Raw genomic sequence first — 21,424 nt, forward strand, 5'->3', positions numbered from 1 at the left:
AGCCCCCATATTTTTGATTCTTTAAGGTGACATTTTCATACGATATTTAACCGCATTTTTGCCCATTTTTAGGTGACATTTTTAAAAGATATTGACAGAGATAAAATCGGAGGGATAAACTCCCTCCTTATAAATTTTATTCCTTTTTTCTCTTTTTTTTGCTAAGTTCCTCAGAAATTTCAAGCAGCGTATTCATCCGCTCCTCCTGCTCTTCAGACGAAGTCCATCCCATGAGGCTGGGAATTATCTCGCCGTACATCGTGTCATCCGCCAGCTCATCTTCGATGATGTCATCGGTTTTCTTTCTGTACAAGGCGTCTAATCTTCCCTCCGTATGGCCAAGACGCTTATTCGGTTTTTTTTCCACTTCGGCCCCTCCTTTTTGCTGTTTATTTTAAGTTTTCCCCGCCAGCTTTTTAAAATTCAACCAAGGAAGGGGCCTTGCTTTTAATCACTCTTCTTCCGCATGCTTTTTACCCGATTCGGCAATGACCTTTTCGGCTATCGGCCCTGGCACTTCTTCATAGTGGCTAAAAACGGCCGAGAACCATCCCCTGCCCTGGGTCATGGACCTCAAATCCGTGGCGTAGCGGAATATCTCGGCAAGCGGCACCTGCGCTTTTATATGCTGCATGCCATCCTTCAGCTCCATGCCCATTATACGCCCCCGGCGTTTGTTGAGGTCTCCAATTATATCGCCCATGTAATGTTCGGGCACCACCACTTCCATCTCGTAGATGGGTTCTAGGAGCACCGGCTTTGCCTGAGTTATCCCCTTTTTGAACGCCATGGAGGCGGCTATCTTGAAGGCGAGTTCCGATGAATCCACCGGATGGAAAGACCCGTCGTACAGCACCGCCTTAAAGCCCACCACCGGGTAACCGGCTAAAACGCCTTCTTTCATGGCTTCCCTTATCCCCTTTTCAACGGCGGGGATATACTGTTTGGGAACGGCACCGCCGAAAATCTTTTCTTCAAACTCGAACCCGTCTTCGGAATTTATAGGCGAAAATTCTATCCAAACATGGCCGTACTGGCCTCTGCCGCCCGTCTGCTTTTTGTACTTGCCTTCTACCTTGGCTGTGCCCCTTATCGTCTCCCTGTAGGGGACTTTTGGCACGCTTAGCACTACTTCCGAGCCGAATTTGCTGGAAAGCTTTGCCGCCAGCACCTCCAGGTGGATTTCTCCCATGCCTGAGACGAGAAGCTGCCCGGTTTCGTTGTTCTTTTCTACCTTAAAGGTCAAATCCTCTTCGGTCAGCCTTGCCAGGCCCGAAGAAATCCTTTCTTCGTCCCCCTTCGACTTCGGTTCTACTGCAAAGGATATTACTGGCTTCGGAAAATCTATTCCTTTAAGGAGGATCGGGTGGTCTTTATCGCACAAAGTGTCGTTGGTGCAGGTGCTTTGCAATTTTGCCACGGCCACTATGTCGCCCGCCACCGCGATTTGGACGTTTTCCTGCTTTTTTCCCTTCATAAAGTATAAGTGGCCGATTTTTTCGGCGACGCCCCGGTTCGCATTGTAAACCACAGTATCGGGCTTTATCGTGCCCGAACACACTTTAAAAAGGCTGAGCCTTCCCACGAACGGGTCAGCCATGGTCTTAAAAACAATCGCGCTGAAAGGCTCATCGCTAGAGCATCCTCGCTTCTCTTCTTCCCCGCTTTTCGGATTTTTGCCTATCTCCGGCATTCCCTCCGCCGCCGAAGGCAGGTAATCGCATATTGCATCCAACAAGAAATTTATTCCCTTATTTGTAAGCGAAGAACCGCAAAGGATCGGATATATATGGCCCGCCTTTGCACCCGCCTTCAGCCCGCGCTCTATTTCCTCATCGGTCAATTCTTCTCCATCTAAGTACTTGGCAAGCAGGTCGTCATCAGATTCCGCGGCGGCTTCCACTATCATCAGACGGTAGTTTTCCACATCGTCCTTCAGCTCCTCGGGCACTGGAATTTCTTTCGCACCTTTTCCGTCAAATTCATAGGCTTTTTTGCGGATTACATCCACCAGTCCCCTGAAACTCGCCTCCTGTCCTATGGGCAATTGGATGGGCACGGCTTTCTGCCCGAATGTCTCCTGAATTTTTTCAACCACTTTGTAAAAATTGGCGTTTTCACGGTCTATCTTGTTTACGAAAAACATCCGGGGCAAGCCCCGTTCATCGATGAGCTTAAACATCTGCTCGGTGCCGACTTCCACTCCCGATACTGCGCATACGACCAAAACTGCTCCATCCACCACCCTGAGGGCGCTCTTAACCTCTCCCACAAAGTCAAAATAACCCGGAGTGTCCAAGATATTTATCTTGAAACCCTTCCACTCCAGCGGGGCTAAAGCCAGCGAAATGGAAATCTTCCTTTTTATTTCTTCCGGATCATAATCCAATGTGGTATTGCCGTCATCTATTTTACCGAGGCGGTCTATGGCTCCCGCAGTAAACAGCATTGCTTCAGCAAGCGAGGTCTTTCCTGCACCGCTGTGCGAGAAAAGGCCTATGTTTTTTATTCTGTCGCTGCTATAATTTTTCAACCCGATCTCCTCCTTTTTCGACTTGCACAAATAATTTTATTATTTACTATTGTTATTCTACCTTAATTTACTTTTTTCCTGCTAAATTTCATATTTTCTTTTCTTTGTCTTATGATAAAATATTTTGAAATGTGCCGATTAAAAAAAAGAACCGGTTTTGACCGGTTCTTAGAACTGGGTATAATTCGGAGCTTCTTTTGTAATGTAAACATCGTGGGGATGGCTTTCCCTGAGGCCTGCAGAGGTGATCTTTATGAACTTCGCCTTCTTTAGCTCTTCGATGTTTCTCGCGCCGCAGTAACCCATCCCAGCTCTCAGGCCCCCGACCAGCTGGAAGACAATCTCCGAAAGCGGCCCACGGTAAGGCACGCGTCCTTCCACTCCTTCCGGCACGAGTTTTTTTGCATCTTCCTGGAAGTATCGGTCTTTGCTTCCCTCTTCCATAGCGCCGAGGGAACCCATTCCCCTGTAAACTTTAAAGCTGCGCCCTTTGTATATCTCGATCTCACCGGGGCTTTCTTCCGTACCGGCGAAAAGTCCGCCGATCATCACCGAGTCCGCGCCGGCCGCGATGGCCTTTACGATGTCACCCGAATACTTGATGCCGCCATCGGCTATTATCGGCACGCCGTACTTCTGTGCTTCCCTTGCACAGTCGTAGATGGCGGTAATCTGCGGTACACCTGTTCCCGCCACGACCCTTGTAGTGCATATAGATCCTGGCCCCATACCGACCTTGACCGCATCTGCTCCGGCTTTAATAAGGTCGCGCGTGCCTTCGGCTGTAGCTACATTTCCCGCAATAACGTCTAGGTCAGGGAACTTCTCCTTTATGGCTTGCACAGCTTTAATCACATTCTCTGAATGGCCATGGGCCGTATCCACCACCACCACGTCAACTTTCGCTTCGACCAAAGCCTTAACCCTGTCCATCATATCCTTGCCGACTCCCACCGCGGCACCTACCAGCAGCCTGCCGTTTTTGTCCTTTGCAGCGTTTGGATATTTTATTGCTTTTTCGATGTCTTTTATAGTAATCAGACCCTTTAAATTAAAATGTTCGTCGACCAGGGGCAATTTCTCTATCTTGTGCTTTTTCAAAATCAACTTTGCCTCTTCGAGGGTGGTGCCCACCGGAGCCGTGACGAGATTTTCTTTGGTCATTACGTCCCTTATCTTTTTCGTCATGTCGTCCTCGAAGCGAATATCCCTGTTGGTGATTATGCCCACCAGTTTTCCGTTCTCCGTAATGGGAACGCCCGATATGCGGTATCTGGCCATGAGTTCCATGGCTTCTCCGATGGTGTTGTCCGGCGAAAGATAAAACGGATCTACTATGACGCCGTGCTCGGACCTCTTCACCTTGTCCACTTCGAGGGCTTGCTTTTCTATGGGCATATTTTTATGAATTATCCCTATGCCGCCTTCTCTGGCGAGGGCAATGGCAAGCCTCGCCTCCGTAACCGTATCCATTGCGGCGCTTACGATGGGGATATTTAACCTTATGTTGTTAGTAAGCCGCGTACTTACATCTACATCTTTAGGCAGCACCGAAGACTTAGCAGGAAGCACAAGAACGTCGTCAAAACTAAGGCCTTCCTTTTCGAACTTATCCTCTAATTTATCCAAAAAACCGCCCCCTGTACTTGTTTATTTTTATGTGAAAGTTTATCAAAATTCGCCACAGGTGTCAACAGTTCGGTTTTTAAAAGTGCTGCACTTCCCTTTCTATCTCCTCCACTGAAAACCTCCCGTCGCCGTTCATAAAGTTTAGGATATGGTCCATCTGGCTTTCTACGTGCTCTGTGCTATTTGAAACGCAAGCCATGCCTATTACAGCCCACTGAAGGTCGTTTTGCTTCCCCACCTCCGCTACCGACACGTTGAACCTGTTTTTCAATCTCTCTATAACGCTCTTTACGACCTGCCTCTTTTCTTTCAAACTGAAAGCATCTCCGAGAAAAATTTCCACCGTCATAATCCCCACTACCATTTCGCACCCCTCCTACTTATCCACATTATTCACATCATTTTTCCACAGTTTGTGGAAAACGTGTTGTCTTTCTTAAACCTTTTTGCTATAATTTTATTGGCAAATAAAGGGGAGTAGTTCGGGCATCCAAGCCTTCGAAAGCTCAACATGCTGGCGTAAACCGCCTGGGCTTTCGCCGTTTTCGGGAACGAGACCTTTATTCCGTCATTTTGCGGAATAGAGGTCTTAATTTTTTGGAATATATAAAAAGCCGGGAGGTAATCTAGATATGGACCTGAAACTTTTCTTCATGGCCTTTTGGCTGCTTTTTTTAGCGGAGCTCGGTGATAAAACCCAGCTTACCGTGTTCACCCTTGTGACCCAGTATAACAAACCCATACCGATATTTCTAGGGGCATCTTTGGCGCTGGTCGTGGTGACCTTTCTTGGTGCGGTGTTCGGCCATGCGGTCACCAGGTATGTACCTGCAGTATACATGAAAGTCATAGCCGGGGTGCTTTTCGTAGGCATAGGAGCGTTTCTCCTGGTGGAAGGACTGCCCCAATTGTTGCAGCAGCTGGGGAGGGGATGAAAATAAAGTCCCGGGTTTGACCCGGGACTTTCGTATTTCCTAATTGCATTTTGAATAGCCGCAGGACCTGCAAACCACACATCCTCCGTCGTGCTCCAGCACGGTGTTGCACTCGGGGCAAACGGCTTTCGTCTCTTTCTCCGGGCTTTTCTCGTTTAAAGAAGCGTCCAGAGTCATCGCCGTATCGGAAGATGCATATATTTTCTTTAAGTATTCCACGCTGTTACCTCCCTCGCCGCAGCTTTCCCCGATATGCCGTTCTATAGCCCTTGCTATGGCATCCGGGCACGACAGCACCTTGATGTCCTTATTGTTTGCCATCTGCCTCAGTGTCGAGTGGCAGCGGATGCCCTTCAGCTGCTCCACTATGGACCTTACATCTATGCCGGAACGCAGTGCCAGCGATATAAGGCGGCTCGTGGCTTCCGACTGGGACGGACATCCGCCGGCCCTTCCTAGGTTCGTGAACACTTCGCATATTCCGTGTTCATCGGAATTTACCGTTATATATAGATTACCGCATCCTATCTTGACCTTTTCGGTGCTACCGTAGGTTATGCTGGGCCTTGGCCTTGGTTTTATCCTTTGCGGCACCGCTTCGCAGGAACAGGTACTTTCAGTGAGATCCTTGCTCTGCCCGGTGCCCTTTTTGAGCACCTGTTCCTCGCGGCTCCCGTCTCTGTAAACCGTTACTCCCTTGCAGCCCAGCTCGTAGGCGAGGAGATATACCTTTTTGACATCTTCGCGGGTAGCGCTGTTTGGAAAGTTCACTGTCTTGGATACCGCATTGTCGGTGTACTTTTGGAAGGCTGCCTGTATCCTCACGTGCCATTCTGGCGATACTTCGTGCGCCGTCACAAAAACGCGTTTAATGTCTTCCGGTATCCCCGGGATACCTTTAAGCGAACCTTTCTCGAGAACCTCCTCCATAAGCTCCTTGCTGTAAAGTCCTCTCTTTTTCATCTCCTCTTCGAAAAGCGGATAAACTTCGATAAGACGCTGCCTGTCGAGGACGTTCCGCTCGAAAGCCAGGGCAAATACCGGCTCTATGCCGCTGGAGCAGCCGGCAATGATGCTGATGGACCCGGTGGGGGCAATGGTGGTCACCGTCGCGTTCCTTACCGGCTTTGCTCCCGGAACGTCGTAGACGCTTCCTGCAAAATTCGGGAAGGCTCCCCTTATTTCCGCAAGCTCCTCCGAGGCTTTCCGCGCTTCCTTCTGTATAAAGCCCATCACATCTTCTGCCACTTTCAAGGCTTCTTCGGAATCGTAAGGGATGCCAAGTTTTATAAGCATGTCGGCAAATCCCATTACCCCAAGGCCAATCTTGCGGTTGGCTTTGGTCATTTTTTCTATTTCCGGAAGCGGATACTTGTTTACGTCAATCACGTCGTCCAGGAAGCGGACGGCCGTATGCACGGCCTGTTTCAGCCCTTCGTAGTCTATTTTGTCGTCTTTGACAAACTTCATCAGGTTTATAGATCCCAAATTGCAATTGTGGACTATCATCCCCTCGGCTATGAGGGAATGAGTTACAGGCTCCGAAACATCATAAACGTATGCCCGACCCGCTGGAGTCACCGACTTGACCCGGCTTCGTCTGGAATCACGATATTTTCTCTTTCTGTTTTTTATCCACTTAAGTAATCTCTCCTGTTTGGCGGGATTCATAGGGAATCCAATAAGTTCGGCGAAACGCGTCAGACTTTCGTTAGTAATTATAACGTAGCTCCATTCACGCCCGTCCTTATGATGGTAAGTCTCGACGCGGGACTTGATGCCCAGGCCAAGTAGCAGCAGCTGAACGTCGCCGGCGAGCTCCCTCGACGCCGTTGTGAGAGAAACCTTAGCACGCCTGGCATCAACGGTGCCTTCTGCTCCGAATAGCCCTTTTAAGAACTCGATCTGAACTTCTTTACAGGCCATCATCACCGAATCCGGAACCCGCTTATTTTTTGACAAGGCAAATTCTAACCCACACCCAACAAGGAATTCACGAACTCCCGCGTTGGTACATGCCACTGTCAGCGTGCCATTGGCGGCACGGCTTCCTGCCGGAATTCTTCCATTCGACATGGGACTAATCAAACGAGCGCTGAGTTCCTGAAATACCGGCAAAAGCTCGGCTTCAGCCTTATCGTCGTCGGGTCCGAATATGAGCCCGCTCGACTTTTCCGTATGCCATCCATCGCCAACCATCCAGCCCAACATCCGGTAGAACTTTCTTGCCTGTACATCGATTTCTTTCTCGGGAAACACCCCATCCGGCAGATATACATAATCCTTTTCGGTGAGCAAGCCGGCCGGGACCCACCCGCGCTGGGTCAGTACTTTGTGGTCCGGGGTAACCTGCAGCCGCTGTCCGTTGTGAAGCTCGACAGTCACTATATCCCTCTCACCGATGGGAATGACGGTAGCCGGCCGGAGGATAAGCCCGGTTTCGTTCGTAAAGAGCCCGTCGGTATAGACCGAAACCTGCTCGCCCCTGCTCTGTCTCATATAGGCTTCTTCTACGGTCTCCCAACCTTTATCCGTCATAATTCGGGTACCTGCGGCAAAACAGGATTCGTACGGCAAGAGGGGTTGCTCGCCGCAATCTAATGAGATGAAGCCGTTGGTGATCCAGGTAAACGTCTCGGGCTCCGTAACATCAAAAACCTCTTCCCGTCCTATGAATTTTATTGACTCTATTTCATCCTCAAATACTGCCGGGAGTTCGACATCATCGATTTTACAAAGCTTACCGGAGCGCCTTTCAAAAAATTTCAATGTTTTTTCAGTCGAACAAAACCCTATCTCACTCATGAAGCGGCTGCTGAGAGAAGGTGAAATGCGAATTTCGTAGTATTCTCCAAAGGTATAGGCACGCACCTGACCGGAGCTGTCGCAATAAGTACCGAACCCCACCGCCCTATCTCGGACCTGCTGCCTTATCTTGGCCATTATCCCGAAACCCTGAAGTAAAAGCTGGATTTCCTGCAGTAGTTCCCTGGAGGCGGAAGTGGCCCTTATACCCCCGTCAGCATCTATTGAACCCGAGCAAGAAAAGAAAGCAGACAGAAAAGCGGCGACAACGGATTTTTGAGCCTGAAAGATGGCTTTCGGCACCCTACGATAACGGGAACGGCCCGGTATAGCCCCAAAAGCCTTCCACACCCGCCTGATGCTCTTCGGCAGCTCCAGAATCGTAGTTTTCCCCCGCGTTCTTATCCGGTACTGAATATGCCACGAATCAAGAATATCTCTGGTCCGCTGTAACAGTTCCGCCTCGTTCTGACCGAAATACAGGGCACTCGAACTGCTGTAGTATCCGCTGCCCGCTAACATACCGAGGAGGAATCCGTACTCCTCATCAAACTCGAGAGGCAACAGCCAACCGGTCCGCTGTCTGAGATTAATTACTTCGAACGCCTCCGGTAATAACCTGTTCTCGGGGAAAGCAAAGCCGCTCTGTAACCTCACCCTATCTCCGGGCTTCAGCTCTTCTACAGACACCCATTCTCCATCGGAAGTCTGGAGTTTGTGGTCTTTTGTCGCCTTTAGGCGATATCCTCCCTTAGTAACAACCTCGAAAATGTCCTGGATTCCGTTATTATATACAGCCGTAATGGGCTTGAGTCCTTCAGGAGTTACTATTCTGTCGCCTATTTTGAGTTCAGCAGCCGGAACAAGGCCGCGTTCGGTAGCCACCAACGTATCACCGGTTACGCACGGGTTTGTGCTTTCTATCTGGCCCACGTGGGGGGTCGGATTTTTGGCGTTTATCCGGTCTATGAAAATCACGCCGGGCTCACCGTTTTTCCAGGCCATCTCGACTATTAGGTCGAAGACTTCCCTTGCCTTCAGCCTACCCGTGACCCTGCCACTGTTGGGGTCCACCAGCTCGTAAGTGTCGTCGTTTTTTAAGGCCTCCATGAACTTATCGGTAACGGCAACACTTATGTTAAAATTGGTAAGTTCCCTGTCGTCCTCCTTGCAGCGGATGAACTCCAGAATATCGGGGTGGTCCACCCTGAGGATGCCCATGTTAGCTCCTCTGCGCCGGCCTCCTTGTTTTACCGCTTCTGTAGCTGCATTGAATACTTTCATGAAGGATACCGGCCCCGATGCTTCCCCGCCTGTCGAACGAACCAGCGCACCTTTGGGCCTAAGCCGGGAAAAAGACATCCCCGTTCCTCCACCGCTTTTATGGATGAGAGCCGCATTTTTAATGGCATCGAAGATGCCTTCCATGGAATCTTCCACAGGCAGCACAAAGCATGCCGAAAGCTGTCCCAGCTCCCTTCCCGCATTCATGAGGGTCGGAGAATTGGGAAGAAATTTCAGTTCCGCCATGATATCGTAAAATTTTTCGGCCCAGTATTCTGGGTCGCCCCCGTAGTTTTTCTCAGCTTCGGCTACCGCCCTCGCTACCCTTTCTATCATATCCTCGGGAGTTTCCACTATATTCCCTTCTTCGTCTTTTGCAAGATACCGCTTTTCCAGCACCACCTTGGCGTTATCTGAAAGGTTCATTTTCTTGCGCTTCACCTTTTCACCTCACTTTATTAAAACCCTGTACAAGTTCATTATAGACATAAGGGGGACATTTTTTCAAAAATAAAAATCAATAAAAAAAGCGGCTTTTGACCGCCCTAAAATTTTAATCGTTCTTTTTGCTGCATTCCCCACATAATCCGTAAAACTCCATCCTATGGTAGAAGACCTCCCACCCGTTTTTTTCGGACACTTCTTCGTCGATTTTTCGGTTCACAGCAAGGCCTTCCACATCGAAAACCTGACCGCATTTGAGGCATACAAAATGATAGTGATTTTCGGGATTTCCGTCATATCTGCTGCATTTTTCACCACAGTTCAATTCCATTATCTTACCCATTTCCTTAAGCACCGACAGATTTCTGTATACGGTCCCAAGGCTGATGTTCGGTATTTTTTTCCTCACCTTCTCGTATATCCAATCGGCGGTAGGGTGGGTTTTGGTGCTTTTAAGAACTTCCAGGATAATTGCCCTTTGCCTGCTATTTCTCAAAGGCCTCTTTCTCTCTTTTCCCTGCATTTTACGCTATTTTTCCTCCTTAGAACTTTCAACCTTCACAAAAGTATCTTTAGCCTCGCACTGGGGACACTTTCTGGGCTTGCAGCGGCCTTCTTTTTCATGTCCGCAAGCAGTACACTTCCACACGGCCATGCTCCGCACCTCCCTCTTATACTAGTAATTATTATTATTTTCGCCACAACAAAAATATATAATAAGTCTTACACAAAGTCAATAATAGGACGGTTCCTTTCCATTTTTATTTTTTCCCATTTTTGATCGGCCCAATTAGTTGACTAAATAAAATTATCGTTGTATAATAGATTACAGTGATACTTGTATACAATTATGCATGTAGGGGGTGTCTTCGATGAAACCCGGCGAAAAAGTGAAATTTTTTGTGGACGACATGGAGGATGTCGAGAGGATAATGGAGGAATTCCTGGAGGACCTGCTGTTCGATTCGGCATACATGGAGCACTGATTTTTCAAGCCTGTAAATACTCTATTACTTCCTTTAAACTCCGCTTTGCAAATTCCTCCCCGAATTTTATGAGCTCGGGAATCATGTAAAAGTCATCGTACCCCACGCCCTGCACCGCCGGGTAAAGGTAAAGGGCGGGGTATTCCTTCCGGACGCAATAATTGATTTCGGTGCCCATTATGTCCACGGAAGCCATAAGCACATCTATTATGGACTCCACCTTTCGCTTTCCTTTGCTCTTCCCCAAATCCACGGCTACGACTTTCGCGGCCCCCTGGTGGAAGGCCACGTCTACCGGCACGTTATTTTTGACGCCTCCGTCTATTAGTTTCCTACCCTTTATTCTTTTGGGCACAAAGACGCCGGGAAGAGAGATGCTGGCTCTGACTGCGCTGGAGACCGGAACGTCGCTTATAAAAACCGTGTTCCTCAATCCCTCTCGAGGGATATTTTTTTCGGGGCAGAACACCACCGTCTCGCCGCTTTCCACGTCAACGCTGACTACCGAAAGCGGAATCTTAAGTTCGTCAAAGGTTTTCCCCGTAAAAAGGTCATCCAGCCAACCTTCGATTTTGTCTCCTTTAAAAAGTCCATCGGGCCACTTCGCCAAGGCGGATGGCCGGCGCAGCCAGAAACGGTAAAGCAGGACCAATATTGCAGCCAGCGGAAAGGCCGGGTCCAGGGCTTTCCACGGCTTCATGCATTTTACTTCCCTTGCAAACCAATCTATATTCACGCCACAGGCGTAAAACGCCGCCGCAATACTGCCAGCGCTGGTTCCCGCCACGATTTCCGGATAAATCCCGTTTTCCTGGAAGGCCTTTAATATCCCGAGGTGTACGGCTCCCCTGAATCCCCCTCCGCTCAAAACCAGTCCGAACCGGTATTTAGGAGACGCTACCACTTTCCCCACCCTTTCGAAAAACTTTTCTAATAATATGTATATTTTTCGTGCTAATAAAAAACCCCCCGCGGATAAGATCCCGCGGGGGATTTTTTTACCTTGGAGGAAGTTCCGGAGTTTCCCCGCAGCGCTCGAGGAGCGCCAGCCATCTGCTGTCCACTTCTTCCTGGATGGCCTTGATGAGGTGTTCGTTGCCGGGCTTGAAAAGATGCCTGAACCTGCCCTGGGGTTTGAGGAACTCCTCTATCGGCACGTATTTTTTGGGCTTGTAATTCAGCTTCCACTTGCCGTTTTCCACTTCGAAAAGCGGCCAGAACCTGGTTTCCACCGCAAGTTTCGTTATTTCCACAATGTCGGGGGTATTGTAGCGCCATCCGCGCGGGCACGGCGAAAGCACGTTGATGAAAGCCGGGCCTTCCACTTCCAGTGCTTTTTTGGCCTTCTTATGGACATCCTGCCAGTTGTTTATCGCCGTCTGGGCGACATAGGGGATGTTGTGGGCCGCCATTATGGCCGTCAGGTCCTTCCTTGGCTGCTGTTTGCCGGGAATCACTTTGCCCGCCGGGCTCGTGGTGGTGTCGGCTCCAGTCGGCGTGGCGCTGGAGCGCTGGATGCCGGTATTCATGTAGGCCTCGTTGTCCAAACACACGTAAACTATATTGTGGCCTCTTTCCATGGCACCCGAGAGCGATTGAAGCCCTATGTCGTAAGTTCCGCCGTCGCCGCCGAATGCTATGAATTTAAAATCTTCCTTCACCTTGCCTTTTTTCTTTAAAGCCCTGTATGCGGCTTCCACTCCGCTGATGGTCGCCCCTGCGTTTTCAAAGGCATTGTGGATAAAAGAGCATTTCCACGCGGTATAGGGATATATGGTGCTGGCCACCTCCAGGCAGCCCGTCGCGCAGCCCACAACCACGTTAGAGCCTTCCGCCGCGTTCAGTATCATCCTCACCGTTATGCCGTGGCCGCAACCGGCGCATAGCCTGTGGCCTCCGACGAATCTTTCTTCAACCTTGGAAAGTTCCTTCAAAGTCGCCATCACGACACCTCCTATTCTCTCAGACCCAGGTATTTTACAGTCTCGTCGACCCTGCCGGTCTTCCTGATGTTCTCAAGGTCCTCGAAAACCTGCTGAACATGCTCGAGCCTCAGATCCCTGCCGCCGAGTCCGTATATGTAGTTTACCACCTTTATGTCATTCTTCAGGTCGTAAAGGGTGTTCCGGATATCGGCAAACATGGGACCTCCGCAAGTAGAAAAGGTTTCGGCCCTGTCCATAACGGCTACGGCTTTGACGCCTTTTAAGGCTTCGCGGATTTCCTCCTGCGGGAAGGGTCTATAGACTCTGGGCTTTAAAACTCCAGCTTTAATGCCCTTAGCCCTGAGCTCGTCTGCCACTCCCTTTGCAGTTCCTGCCGCAGAATTGAGCACAACTACCGCCACATCGGCATCTTCCAATTTATACGACTCGATGAGACCGTATTCCCTTCCGGAAATTTTCGCAAATTCTTTGCCCACTTCTTTTATTACTTCCTTTGCCGCCTTCATGGCTTCAACCTGCTGGCGTTTGTGTTCGAAGTAAAAGTCGTACATGTCAAAGTTACCCATCGAAATGGGGTTTTGCGCATCCAGCAGGTAATCTTCGGGTACATAAGTACCGACGAAATTCTTCACGGTCTCGTCGTCTAATACCTCCAGCACGTCCATGGCGTGGCTGGTGATGAAGCCGTCCATGTTAACCATTACAGGGAGGCGCACATCGGGGTGCTCTGCTATGCGCACCGCCTGAATCATGTTGTCGTAAGCTTCCTGGGCGTTCTCGGAAAAGAGCTGTATTACGCCAGAATCCCTGAGTCCCATGGCATCGCTGTGGTCGCAGTGGATGTTTATGGGACCGCTCAACGCGCGGTTTACCACGGGGAACACTATGGGCAGCCTCAAGGAAGCGGCGATATAAACCACCTCGAACATCAGCGCAAGGCCCTGGCTGGAAGTAGCGGTCATGGCCCTGGCTCCGCCGGCTGCCGCACCGATGGCGGCGCTCATGGCGCTGTGTTCGCTTTCAACGGCCACGAACTCGGTGTCAACTTCCCCGTTGGCTACGAAGGATGAAAAGATCTGGACTATTTCGGTCTGGGGAGTAATCGGATACGCAGCCACTACGTCGGGGTTTATTTGTTTCATTGCCTGAGCTACCGCTTCATTTCCGGTAAGCGCCACCTTAGTTTTCATCCTTGTTCGCCTCCTTCACCTTTTCTATTTCATCCTCGGAGACCATATCTATCGCATTGACGGGACACACCTTGGCACAGATGCCGCATCCCTTGCAGTGCTTGTAGTCGAAGGTCTCGAACTTGCCGTCCTTTGCAATGACGGAAGCATCGGGGCAGTATCTCCAGCAGAAAAGGCAGTGTATGCAGCGCTCCTTATTCCATACGGGTCTTATGGATCTCCAGTCGCCGGTCTCGTAAGTATTGGCATTGCCCGGTTCGTATATGTTGCCCGCCCGGGTCAGCTCGTGCCACTTCATATCGGGACGCACCGCTTTCGTCCTGGTGCCCGAACCGAAATTCCTGTTAAAGGGATTGTACGGCGTCATTCTCCCTTCACCTCCTGGTAAGCCCTCTCGATAGCCTTTAAGTTGCCCTCTATCACTTCGGGCTTTGACTTGAACTTCTTTGCCAGCTGTTCTCTCATGCAAGCCATGAACTCATCGAAGGGGATTATGCCCGTGGCCTTGATAAAAGCCCCCATCATGGGAGTGTTGGGAATAGGCCTTCCTATCGTTTCAAGCGATATCTGGTTGGCATCCACGGTGTAGATTTTGCCGCCCTTGACACCCAGCATCTTCCGCACTTCGGCCGGTGTCTTGGTGGTATTGATGATGTAAATGCCGTCTTCAGGCACCCCATCGGTTATGTTGGCCTTGCCTATCAATGTGGGGTCGAGCACCATTACGATATCGGGGTTAACCACGTTGGAGTGGATGTAAATGGGCTCATCACTTATCCTGTTAAAAGCCTGGATAGGAGCCCCCATCCTCTCGGGGCCATACTCGGGAAAGCCCTGGACGTACTTTCCCATTTCGGCTACCGATTCGGCCAGCATGAGAGCCGCCGTCTTTGCACCCTGGCCGCCCCTGGCATGCCAGCGGATCTCCAGCACCTTTGCCATGAAATTTCCTCCCTTCGGATTTTTTTCCTGTTATAAAACAACAATTGCATATATGTACTGTAATAGTACATATATGACTTCTAGTTATAACAGAACCTCAAGACCTTAATTTTGTAGCTCCTCATCAAATGATACAGTAAACTCTATTAAAGTATAACAGAGTGGGAATTTGTAGTCAAGCGAATTTTCTTAACAATTCCAGAATTACCCAAGAAGCCTTCTCTGAATAAAATTGGTGTATATCTCGCCTCTCTGGAAAAAGGCGTTGTCCATTATTTTGAGATGGAACGGGATGTTGGTGGGGATCCCATCGACCTGCATCTCCATAAGAGCCCTTTTCATCCGCGAAATGGCTTCCTGCCGTGTCGGCGCCCACGCTATCACCTTTGCTATCATAGAATCATAGTACGGCGAAACTTCACAGCCCGTATAGATGGCACTGTCAACCCTTATGCCGAATCCACCGGGTGCGTGATAAAATTCGACCTTCCCGGGAGTCGGGACGAAGTTGCGCAAAGGGTCTTCGGCATTTATGCGGCACTCGATGGCATGGCCGCAAAGTTTTATATCTTCCTGTTTGAACTTTAGCTTTTCTCCCGCCGCTATTAGTATTTGCTGTTTTATGAGGTCTATCCCCGTTACCATCTCGGTTACCCCGTGTTCTACCTGAATCCTCGTATTCATCTCTATAAAATAATAGTTACCGTTTCTGTCCAGGAGGAATTCAACGGTGCCGGCACTGTAATAACCCACCTGCCTGGCGGCCTTAACGGCATCGCTTCCCATCCTTTCCCTCAATTCGGGGGAAATGGCCGGCGACGGCGCCTCTTCCAGTATTTTCTGGTGGCGCCTTTGAATGGAGCAATCCCGTTCGTAAAGGTGAATAACATTGCCGTGTACATCGCCCAAAATCTGGATTTCTACGTGCCGGGGCTCCTCGATGTATTTCTCCAGGTAAATCTGTGGATTTCCAAAGGCGGCTTCCGCTTCCTGCCTGGCAAGGGCCACGGATTTCCTGAGTTCTTCAGGATTTTGGGCGAGCCGCATGCCCCTACCCCCTCCCCCAGCAGTAGCTTTTATTATAACCGGATATCCTATTTTGCTTGCCACCGAAAGGGCATGGTCTTCATCCTCAATAACCCCGCCGGAGCCGGGCACCACCGGGATTCCGGCTTTTTCCATTTCCGCTTTGGCGGAGGCTTTGTCACCCATGATTTGTACGGAATGGGACGACGGCCCTATAAAGGTAATGCCGCAGGTGGAACACATCTCGGCAAAATAGGCGTTTTCCGCCAGGAATCCGTACCCCGGATGGATGGCATCGGCCTTTTTGGTCTTGGCAGCCGCTATTATGTTTTGTATGTTGAGGTAGCTCTGGGCAGCGGAAGGAGGCCCAATGCACACGCTTTCATCGGCTAGCTTTACGTGCAGGCTGTCCCTGTCGGCCTCCGAATATACCGCCACCGTTTTTATGCCCAATTCCTTACAGGCCCGTATTATCCTTACGGCTATCTCTCCGCGGTTTGCTATGAGTACCTTTTCGAACATAGACATCTACTCCCTTTCCAGCCTGAAGAGGACCTGACCGTATTCCACCGGGTGGCCGTTTTCGACCAGAATCTCCACTACCCTCCCGGCGACGTCGGAAGTTATCTCGTTCATAAGCTTCATGGCTTCTATGATGCAGAGGGTCTGCCCGGGTTTCACCCTGCTTCCCACCTCCACAAAGGGCGGTGCATCCGGAGCCGGCGCCCGGTAAAAAGTACCTACCATAGGCGATTTTATTTCGACCATTCTGTCGCTTTTTTCAGGCTTTGGCACGGCTTTGGCCTTATCTTCGATGTTTTCCTCTTTTCTTGCACCCCGCTGAAGTGCCCCTCTTTTTATATTGAGTTTTACCCCTTCGCTTTCAATGCTGAGTTCCGTTATGCCGGTCTCTTCGAGAGTTTTGATTAGTTCCGTAATTTTTTTGAGGTCCATACCCTCTTCCTCAACCTCCTTATCTTTTTCTTCTACAGCCTTTTGGCGGCTGCCTCCCGGCACCAGCTTCCCTTCCTTTCTCTTTTCCAGGAACTTTTTTGCAACCTGCGGGAAAAGGGCGTAAGATATAACATCTTCCTCGCTTCGAGCAAGGTCTCCCGCCTCCCTCCTCGCCCTTTCCATAAGAGGTTCAAGATAATCGGCTGGTCTTCGACTAATCGGCTCTTCATCCCCGATTATCTTTCTTTTCACATTTTCATCCATGCCGGCCGGAGGCTTTCCGTAAAAGCCTTTCACGTAATTTTTCACTTCTTCGGGGACTATCCTGTACCTTTCGCCCAGGAGCACGTTTAGTACCGCCTGAATTCCCACTATCTGACTCGTGGGAGTAACCAGCGGAGGATATCCGAGCTCCGCCCTTACCCTAGGTATCTCCTCCAACACCTCTTTCAGGCGGTGTTCGGCCTTTTGTTCCTTAAGCTGGCTTACCAGGTTGGAAATCATCCCTCCGGGAACCTGATGCTCGAAAACCCCCATGTCGGTAAGCCGGGTCACGCCGCGCTCAAAGCCCAGCTTGCGGCGAAGCTCCTCAAAATATTCTGCTATTTCAAACAAGAGGTGCATGTCGAGGCCAGTATCCCACTCGGTCCCCGAAAGGGATCTTACTAAGGTTTCCACCGGGGGCAGCGAGGAGCCAAAGGCAAGAGGCGTGCTTGCGGTATCCACCGCGTCCACACCCGCCCTTACGGCTTCAAGGTAAGCGCCCAAGGCCAGCCCTCCGATATAGTGGCTGTGAAGTTGAATCGGCACATTCAACCTTTCCTTGAAGAGTTTAACGAGCTCGTATGCTTCAAAGGGTGAGAGAAGCCCTGCCATGTCCTTTATGCAGATGGAATCCACACCCATTTTTTCAAGCTCCAGCGCCACATCGAGGTAATGGTCGATTGTGTGCACGGGACTTATGGTGTAGACCACCGTCCCCTGAACGTGAGCTCCTTCCCTTTTTGCGATTTTTATGGGGAATTCCATATTCCTCAGGTCATTTAGCGCATCGAAGATTCGAATGATGTCTATTCCGTTTTCCACGGCCTTTCCTATGAAGGCCTCCACCACATCGTCGGGATAGTGTCTGTATCCCACCAGCGACTGGCCCCTCAGGAGCATCTGAAGGGGGGTATTTTTGACGTACTTTTTAATGGTTCTCAGGCGCTCCCAGGGGTCCTCATCGAGATACCGAAGGCACACATCGAAAGTAGCGCCTCCCCATACTTCCAGGGAGTGATACCCCACGCTGTCTACTTTTTCAAGTATGGGAAGCATGTCACTTAAAGTCATCCTCGTCGCCCACAGGCTCTGATGTCCGTCTCTCAAAGTTACATCGGTAATTTTGACCTTCCCCACAACATTATCCCCCCAAATTTATTGAATCGGAATTTTCTTGAATAATGTATAAAATTATTTTTGTAATTATACATGAATACCGAATGATTGTCAATTATAATGTAAATTTTATTCGGAAAAAATAAAAACCCTTCGAATCAACCGAAGGGTTTTGGCCGGATGTCATGCGGTACTTACAGGAGACTCTTAAGCGCAATCAAAAGCAACACGCCGGGAACCCCTAGAAACCCGACAACCAAAGCATTGACCGGATTTAAAGCTATGTGAAGCCCCACGTAATTCCCTATGAAGTTCAGAAGGACCAGTATTAGCCCGCCCACTACGGCGTTGTAAATGAGCCTTAGCACCAGCCTTATTGGTCCCAGCAACATCCTGCCTATGGCGTAGAGCATCAAGAGCCCAAACGCATAGGCCAGAATCGCTCCTATGTCGATTTGATTCACAACTTTCACCCCTCCGGGCTTTTTTGTACATACTTATTACTGCTTCCCGGAGGTTATGCCCTGTTCACGCGCTTTTTTCAAAAGGTAAATGAACTTTCTCCTTGCCGCCTCCATGGTGTATATGGCATGGTCCACCAGGTCCGGGTCCGTCACGCTCTGGAAGTATTTTTCAGCTGACAAGAGCTCCATGTGGGCTTTTTTAACTTCGTCGCTCAGAGAAAACTCCTGGGGCTTTACGGTGCCATCCTGGTCTTCCAGCAGAAAAGACGAAAGTTCCGAAAAAAACCTGGCTATATCCTCTTTCTTCAAAGCAACCACCTCTTTTGAAATTTTAACCAGTTTTACAGGTTTTATTCCGGTGGTTGCTAAGAAAGAGGGATTATCTCCAGCATCATCGATGACAGTATAATAAATCATTTAAAATTAAAAGATTAAAAGGAAACCGGAAAAATCCGGCGAATATTATATTCTCGATTATTTTTTCAGGAGGTCATTACAATGCCAAATTTCATCGCTTTTCTGTCCTACGCCCTGATCAACACCTTTACTCCGGGGCCGAACAACATCCTATCGATGACTTTCGCGACAAATATGGGATTCAAAAAAACCTTCAGGTTCATTTTGGGAGTAGCCATCGGGTTTACGGTGGTAATGATGCTGTGCAACTACTTTAACCTCTTCCTTTTTTACGCCGTACCTCTTGCGGGGGAAATCATGAAAATTTTCGGCGCAATATACATAATTTATCTTGCGGTGAAGATATTAAAAAGCAATCCGGATGAAAATAATTCCATTATGGAAAAAAGCAGCTCCTTTGCCGCCGGTCTCTTGTTGCAGTTTTTCAATCCGAAAGTCATACTATATGGAATAACCGTAACTTCGAGTTTTATAACGCCCTACTACAAATCGAGCCTGGTGATTATCATGTTTTCCCTGTTCCTTGCCTTTCTGAGCTTCCTTTCGACCTGCTCGTGGGCCCTATTTGGTGCTGCCTTCCAAAGATTTTTAAAAAGATACAAAAACGCCTTCAATGCGTTGATGGCACTCCTTTTGCTATACTCGGCCTTTTCAATTTTGGCTTCCTGAAATTAAAAAACACCGCTTTTAGAAAACCAGGGGAGCGCGAGGGGGCAGTAATCCCCCTCAATTTATTGAGGGTATACACGGACCCCATCGCTCTAACCTTTACAAGTGTTTCGCGGTACGTTATCATAATGGTATGAAGAAAGAAGCTTGGAAATCAACCGGAACAGCAGTTTACAACATCAACTACCATTTTGTATGGTCAACTAAGTACCGCCGAAAGGTATTGTTCCCACCAGTAGACGAAACCCTGAAGGGAGCAATTACTGCTCTCTGCAAGGAACATGGCTACGAGTTGCTGGCCCTGGAGGTCATGCCCGACCACGTACACGCTTTTCTTTCCGCCCCTCCCAAAATAGCTCCGGCAGTAATCGCCAAGGTGCTGAAAGGCTCCACAGCACGGACGCTTTTTGTGAAGCATCCGGAACTCAAGAAGAAACTCGGGGGCGGCCACCTATGGAACCCAAGCTACTATGTGGGCACAGCTGGACAGGTCTCGAGCGAGACCATTAGGCGGTATATCGAAGCCCAAAAAACAGAGGAAGGAGGTGAATAGGTGCCTTTAATCACCCTCAAGGCTCAGGTCCACGCAGATCCTCAGACCGAAGCTGTTCTAAAAGACGCCATGTTCTGCGCCACCAAGATCTACAACGGCCTTCTGTGGCACCTGCGGAAAGAGTACAAAGAAACCGGGAAAGTAAATATTTCTCGAAAGAACCTCAACCGCATCTTGAAAGAGCTACCCAGGGCCAAAGGGTACTACTCGATGTCAATCCAGCTCACCCGTGATGAGGTACGGGAAGCGTATAAGTCTTTCTTTGCTCTTAAGAAGAAGGGTCTCACGCAGCACGAGGCTCCCGGCTTCCGGCGAAAGAACTGTCTTTCCCCGCTCAAGTACGTCCAAAGCGGGTTCATGGTAGATGGAGATAGAGTTACTCTGAGCCTGGGCACCAGCCGGGAAGATGGTGTAAAACAGGTGTCTTTCCGCATATCTCATCGTCCTGATATTGAATACGAACGGGTGCGGGAGCTTTCCATCGCCTACGACAAGGTGTCCGGGCGAATAGAAGCCCGCCTGGTGGTGGAAGTTAAGGCCCGTGAGAACAATGGGACGGGGAAAGCGGCGGTAGATCTCGGGGAGACGGTCCTCATGGCCTGTGCTTTTGACGATGGTGCGGTAATGCTTTGCTCCGGTAGGCTGATCAAAGCCATAAGGCGCTACTGGCAGAAGGTAAGGGCCAATCTTAAACAAAATTCACGCAGGTGGAGAGAGACAGCACACCGGGAGAAGAAGCAGGTTGAACAACTACTGCATGCAGCCACATCTCACCTTATTGCGGAGTGCGTGCAGCGGGGCGTGAAAGAAATAGCTATAGGGAACCTTAACGGAATCCGGGAAAGCATTGCCTATGGAGACCGGCTGAACCAGCGGCTACACGCCTGGCCGTACCGAAAGTTGATTAATATGCTTAAATACAAAGGGGCAATGGCGGGAATTTTGGTACGGGATAACGTAGATGAGAAGAGTACGTCCATTACTTGTCACGCCTGCGGGAATGTTATGGCTTCCAACAGGAGGTATCGGGGTTTGTATATATGTTCCTGCGGCTGGAGGGCGCAGGCGGACGTAAACGGTGCCCTGAACATCTACGAGAGAGTATATCAGGTATCTCCCGTGAAGGGGAGTAGTGGCCGAGTGGCGCGGCCCGCGGTCGTGTCATACCACTTGGGATGGCACGGCGTCGCTGAACCGAAGCGCAGGGATAAAACCCTGTGTGCATCCGCTTGAGGATGCCCCTCAATTTATTGAGGGGAGGACGTCA

At 49.7% G+C, this 21,424-nt stretch carries 20 protein-coding genes; 4 read left to right on the forward strand and 16 right to left on the reverse strand.

Annotation, left to right across the window (positions count from 1 at the left end):
- Positions 1-136 precede the first annotated feature (136 nt).
- From AN618_RS07160 to AN618_RS07175, 4 genes are all read right to left on the reverse strand, one after another.
- Positions 137-367: a hypothetical protein gene (locus tag AN618_RS07160; RefSeq protein ID WP_066353519.1), complete on the reverse strand. Its 231-nt coding sequence runs from the start codon at positions 365-367 to the stop codon at positions 137-139.
- Positions 368-451: 84 nt separating this feature from the next.
- On the reverse strand, positions 452-2,533 hold the full coding sequence (gene fusA / locus AN618_RS07165; RefSeq protein ID WP_066353520.1) for an elongation factor G: 2,082 nt from the start codon (positions 2,531-2,533) through the stop codon (positions 452-454).
- A gap of 168 nt (positions 2,534-2,701) precedes the next feature.
- Positions 2,702-4,162 (reverse strand): IMP dehydrogenase, encoded by a 1,461-nt coding sequence (gene guaB, locus AN618_RS07170; protein WP_066353521.1) that lies wholly within the window; start codon positions 4,160-4,162, stop codon positions 2,702-2,704.
- Positions 4,163-4,238: 76 nt separating this feature from the next.
- Positions 4,239-4,526 carry a DUF503 domain-containing protein gene (locus AN618_RS07175; protein WP_066353522.1) on the reverse strand — a complete coding sequence of 96 codons (288 nt, stop codon included), beginning with the start codon at positions 4,524-4,526 and terminating at the stop codon, positions 4,239-4,241.
- A gap of 268 nt (positions 4,527-4,794) precedes the next feature.
- Here AN618_RS07175 and AN618_RS07180 point away from each other — a divergent pair, with 268 nt between their 5' ends.
- The gene (locus tag AN618_RS07180; RefSeq protein WP_066353523.1) at positions 4,795-5,097 is read left to right on the forward strand and encodes a TMEM165/GDT1 family protein; all 303 of its coding nucleotides are present in this window, start codon (positions 4,795-4,797) and stop codon (positions 5,095-5,097) included.
- A gap of 39 nt (positions 5,098-5,136) precedes the next feature.
- On the opposite strand, the gene AN618_RS12680 is transcribed toward AN618_RS07180, so the two are convergent.
- From AN618_RS12680 to AN618_RS07245, 12 genes are all read right to left on the reverse strand, one after another.
- Positions 5,137-9,612, reverse strand: a complete 4,476-nt coding sequence (locus AN618_RS12680; RefSeq protein ID WP_083515116.1) for an LAGLIDADG family homing endonuclease — start codon at positions 9,610-9,612, stop codon at positions 5,137-5,139.
- Between the two features lie 127 nt (positions 9,613-9,739).
- Positions 9,740-10,153: a Fur family transcriptional regulator gene (locus AN618_RS07195; RefSeq protein ID WP_066353526.1), complete on the reverse strand. Its 414-nt coding sequence runs from the start codon at positions 10,151-10,153 to the stop codon at positions 9,740-9,742.
- Positions 10,154-10,159: 6 nt separating this feature from the next.
- Positions 10,160-10,285: an RCKP-type rubredoxin-like domain-containing protein gene (locus AN618_RS07200; protein ID WP_066353528.1), complete on the reverse strand. Its 126-nt coding sequence runs from the start codon at positions 10,283-10,285 to the stop codon at positions 10,160-10,162.
- Positions 10,286-10,620: 335 nt separating this feature from the next.
- Positions 10,621-11,520, reverse strand: a complete 900-nt coding sequence (locus AN618_RS07205) for a patatin-like phospholipase family protein (protein ID WP_066353529.1) — start codon at positions 11,518-11,520, stop codon at positions 10,621-10,623.
- Positions 11,521-11,614: 94 nt separating this feature from the next.
- Positions 11,615-12,562, reverse strand: a complete 948-nt coding sequence (locus AN618_RS07210; RefSeq protein ID WP_187694898.1) for a thiamine pyrophosphate-dependent enzyme — start codon at positions 12,560-12,562, stop codon at positions 11,615-11,617.
- Positions 12,563-12,570: 8 nt separating this feature from the next.
- Positions 12,571-13,752 carry a pyruvate ferredoxin oxidoreductase gene (gene porA, locus AN618_RS07215; protein WP_066353531.1) on the reverse strand — a complete coding sequence of 394 codons (1,182 nt, stop codon included), beginning with the start codon at positions 13,750-13,752 and terminating at the stop codon, positions 12,571-12,573.
- Entirely contained in the window at positions 13,742-14,119 is a 378-nt protein-coding gene (locus AN618_RS07220) for a 4Fe-4S binding protein (protein ID WP_083515109.1), read from the reverse strand. Before AN618_RS07220 ends, porA begins: the two co-directional genes overlap by 11 nt.
- Positions 14,116-14,694, reverse strand: a complete 579-nt coding sequence (locus tag AN618_RS07225) for a 2-oxoacid:acceptor oxidoreductase subunit gamma family protein (protein WP_066353532.1) — start codon at positions 14,692-14,694, stop codon at positions 14,116-14,118. Before AN618_RS07225 ends, AN618_RS07220 begins: the two co-directional genes overlap by 4 nt.
- Before the next feature lie 204 nt (positions 14,695-14,898).
- Complete coding sequence (accC, locus tag AN618_RS07230) at positions 14,899-16,242, reverse strand: acetyl-CoA carboxylase biotin carboxylase subunit (RefSeq protein WP_066353534.1); 1,344 nt, start codon at positions 16,240-16,242, stop codon at positions 14,899-14,901.
- Positions 16,243-16,248: 6 nt separating this feature from the next.
- The gene (gene accB, locus AN618_RS07235; RefSeq protein ID WP_066353535.1) at positions 16,249-18,075 is read right to left on the reverse strand and encodes an acetyl-CoA carboxylase biotin carboxyl carrier protein; all 1,827 of its coding nucleotides are present in this window, start codon (positions 18,073-18,075) and stop codon (positions 16,249-16,251) included.
- A 173-nt stretch (positions 18,076-18,248) separates the two neighbouring features.
- The gene (locus AN618_RS07240) at positions 18,249-18,527 is read right to left on the reverse strand and encodes a pro-sigmaK processing inhibitor BofA family protein (RefSeq protein WP_245628444.1); all 279 of its coding nucleotides are present in this window, start codon (positions 18,525-18,527) and stop codon (positions 18,249-18,251) included.
- A gap of 27 nt (positions 18,528-18,554) precedes the next feature.
- Positions 18,555-18,935 (reverse strand): DUF2508 family protein, encoded by a 381-nt coding sequence (locus tag AN618_RS07245; protein ID WP_187694899.1) that lies wholly within the window; start codon positions 18,933-18,935, stop codon positions 18,555-18,557.
- A gap of 81 nt (positions 18,936-19,016) precedes the next feature.
- On the opposite strand from AN618_RS07245, the gene AN618_RS07250 reads away from it, so the two are divergent.
- The 3 genes from AN618_RS07250 (at position 19,017) to AN618_RS07260 (ending at position 21,390) form a co-directional block, all read left to right on the forward strand.
- Positions 19,017-19,604 carry a LysE family transporter gene (locus AN618_RS07250; protein ID WP_066353540.1) on the forward strand — a complete coding sequence of 196 codons (588 nt, stop codon included), beginning with the start codon at positions 19,017-19,019 and terminating at the stop codon, positions 19,602-19,604.
- Between the two features lie 133 nt (positions 19,605-19,737).
- Positions 19,738-20,157: an IS200/IS605 family transposase gene (gene tnpA / locus AN618_RS07255; protein ID WP_066353542.1), complete on the forward strand. Its 420-nt coding sequence runs from the start codon at positions 19,738-19,740 to the stop codon at positions 20,155-20,157.
- On the forward strand, positions 20,158-21,390 hold the full coding sequence (locus AN618_RS07260; RefSeq protein ID WP_066353544.1) for an RNA-guided endonuclease InsQ/TnpB family protein: 1,233 nt from the start codon (positions 20,158-20,160) through the stop codon (positions 21,388-21,390).
- The last annotated feature ends 34 nt before the right edge of the window (positions 21,391-21,424 follow it).

It is taken from the genome of Fervidicola ferrireducens, assembly GCF_001562425.1.
GTDB classification, from domain to species: Bacteria; Bacillota; Thermosediminibacteria; order Thermosediminibacterales; family Thermosediminibacteraceae; genus Fervidicola; species Fervidicola ferrireducens.

Excerpts from the sequence above, each read along its gene's own strand:
- AN618_RS07175 (WP_066353522.1), bottom strand. The coding sequence starts at position 4,526 with ATGGTAGTGGGGATTATGACGGTGGAAATTTTTCTCGGAGATGCTTTC.
- AN618_RS07180 (WP_066353523.1), top strand. The coding sequence starts at position 4,795 with ATGGACCTGAAACTTTTCTTCATGGCCTTTTGGCTGCTTTTTTTAGCG.
- AN618_RS12680 (WP_083515116.1), bottom strand. The coding sequence starts at position 9,612 with ATGAACCTTTCAGATAACGCCAAGGTGGTGCTGGAAAAGCGGTATCTT.
- AN618_RS07195 (WP_066353526.1), bottom strand. The coding sequence starts at position 10,153 with ATGCAGGGAAAAGAGAGAAAGAGGCCTTTGAGAAATAGCAGGCAAAGG.
- AN618_RS07200 (WP_066353528.1), bottom strand. The coding sequence starts at position 10,285 with ATGGCCGTGTGGAAGTGTACTGCTTGCGGACATGAAAAAGAAGGCCGC.
- porA (WP_066353531.1), bottom strand. The coding sequence starts at position 13,752 with ATGAAAACTAAGGTGGCGCTTACCGGAAATGAAGCGGTAGCTCAGGCA.
- AN618_RS07220 (WP_083515109.1), bottom strand. The coding sequence starts at position 14,119 with ATGACGCCGTACAATCCCTTTAACAGGAATTTCGGTTCGGGCACCAGG.
- AN618_RS07225 (WP_066353532.1), bottom strand. The coding sequence starts at position 14,694 with ATGGCAAAGGTGCTGGAGATCCGCTGGCATGCCAGGGGCGGCCAGGGT.
- accC (WP_066353534.1), bottom strand. The coding sequence starts at position 16,242 with ATGTTCGAAAAGGTACTCATAGCAAACCGCGGAGAGATAGCCGTAAGG.
- AN618_RS07245 (WP_187694899.1), bottom strand. The coding sequence starts at position 18,935 with ATGATTTATTATACTGTCATCGATGATGCTGGAGATAATCCCTCTTTC.
- AN618_RS07250 (WP_066353540.1), top strand. The coding sequence starts at position 19,017 with ATGCCAAATTTCATCGCTTTTCTGTCCTACGCCCTGATCAACACCTTT.
- tnpA (WP_066353542.1), top strand. The coding sequence starts at position 19,738 with ATGAAGAAAGAAGCTTGGAAATCAACCGGAACAGCAGTTTACAACATC.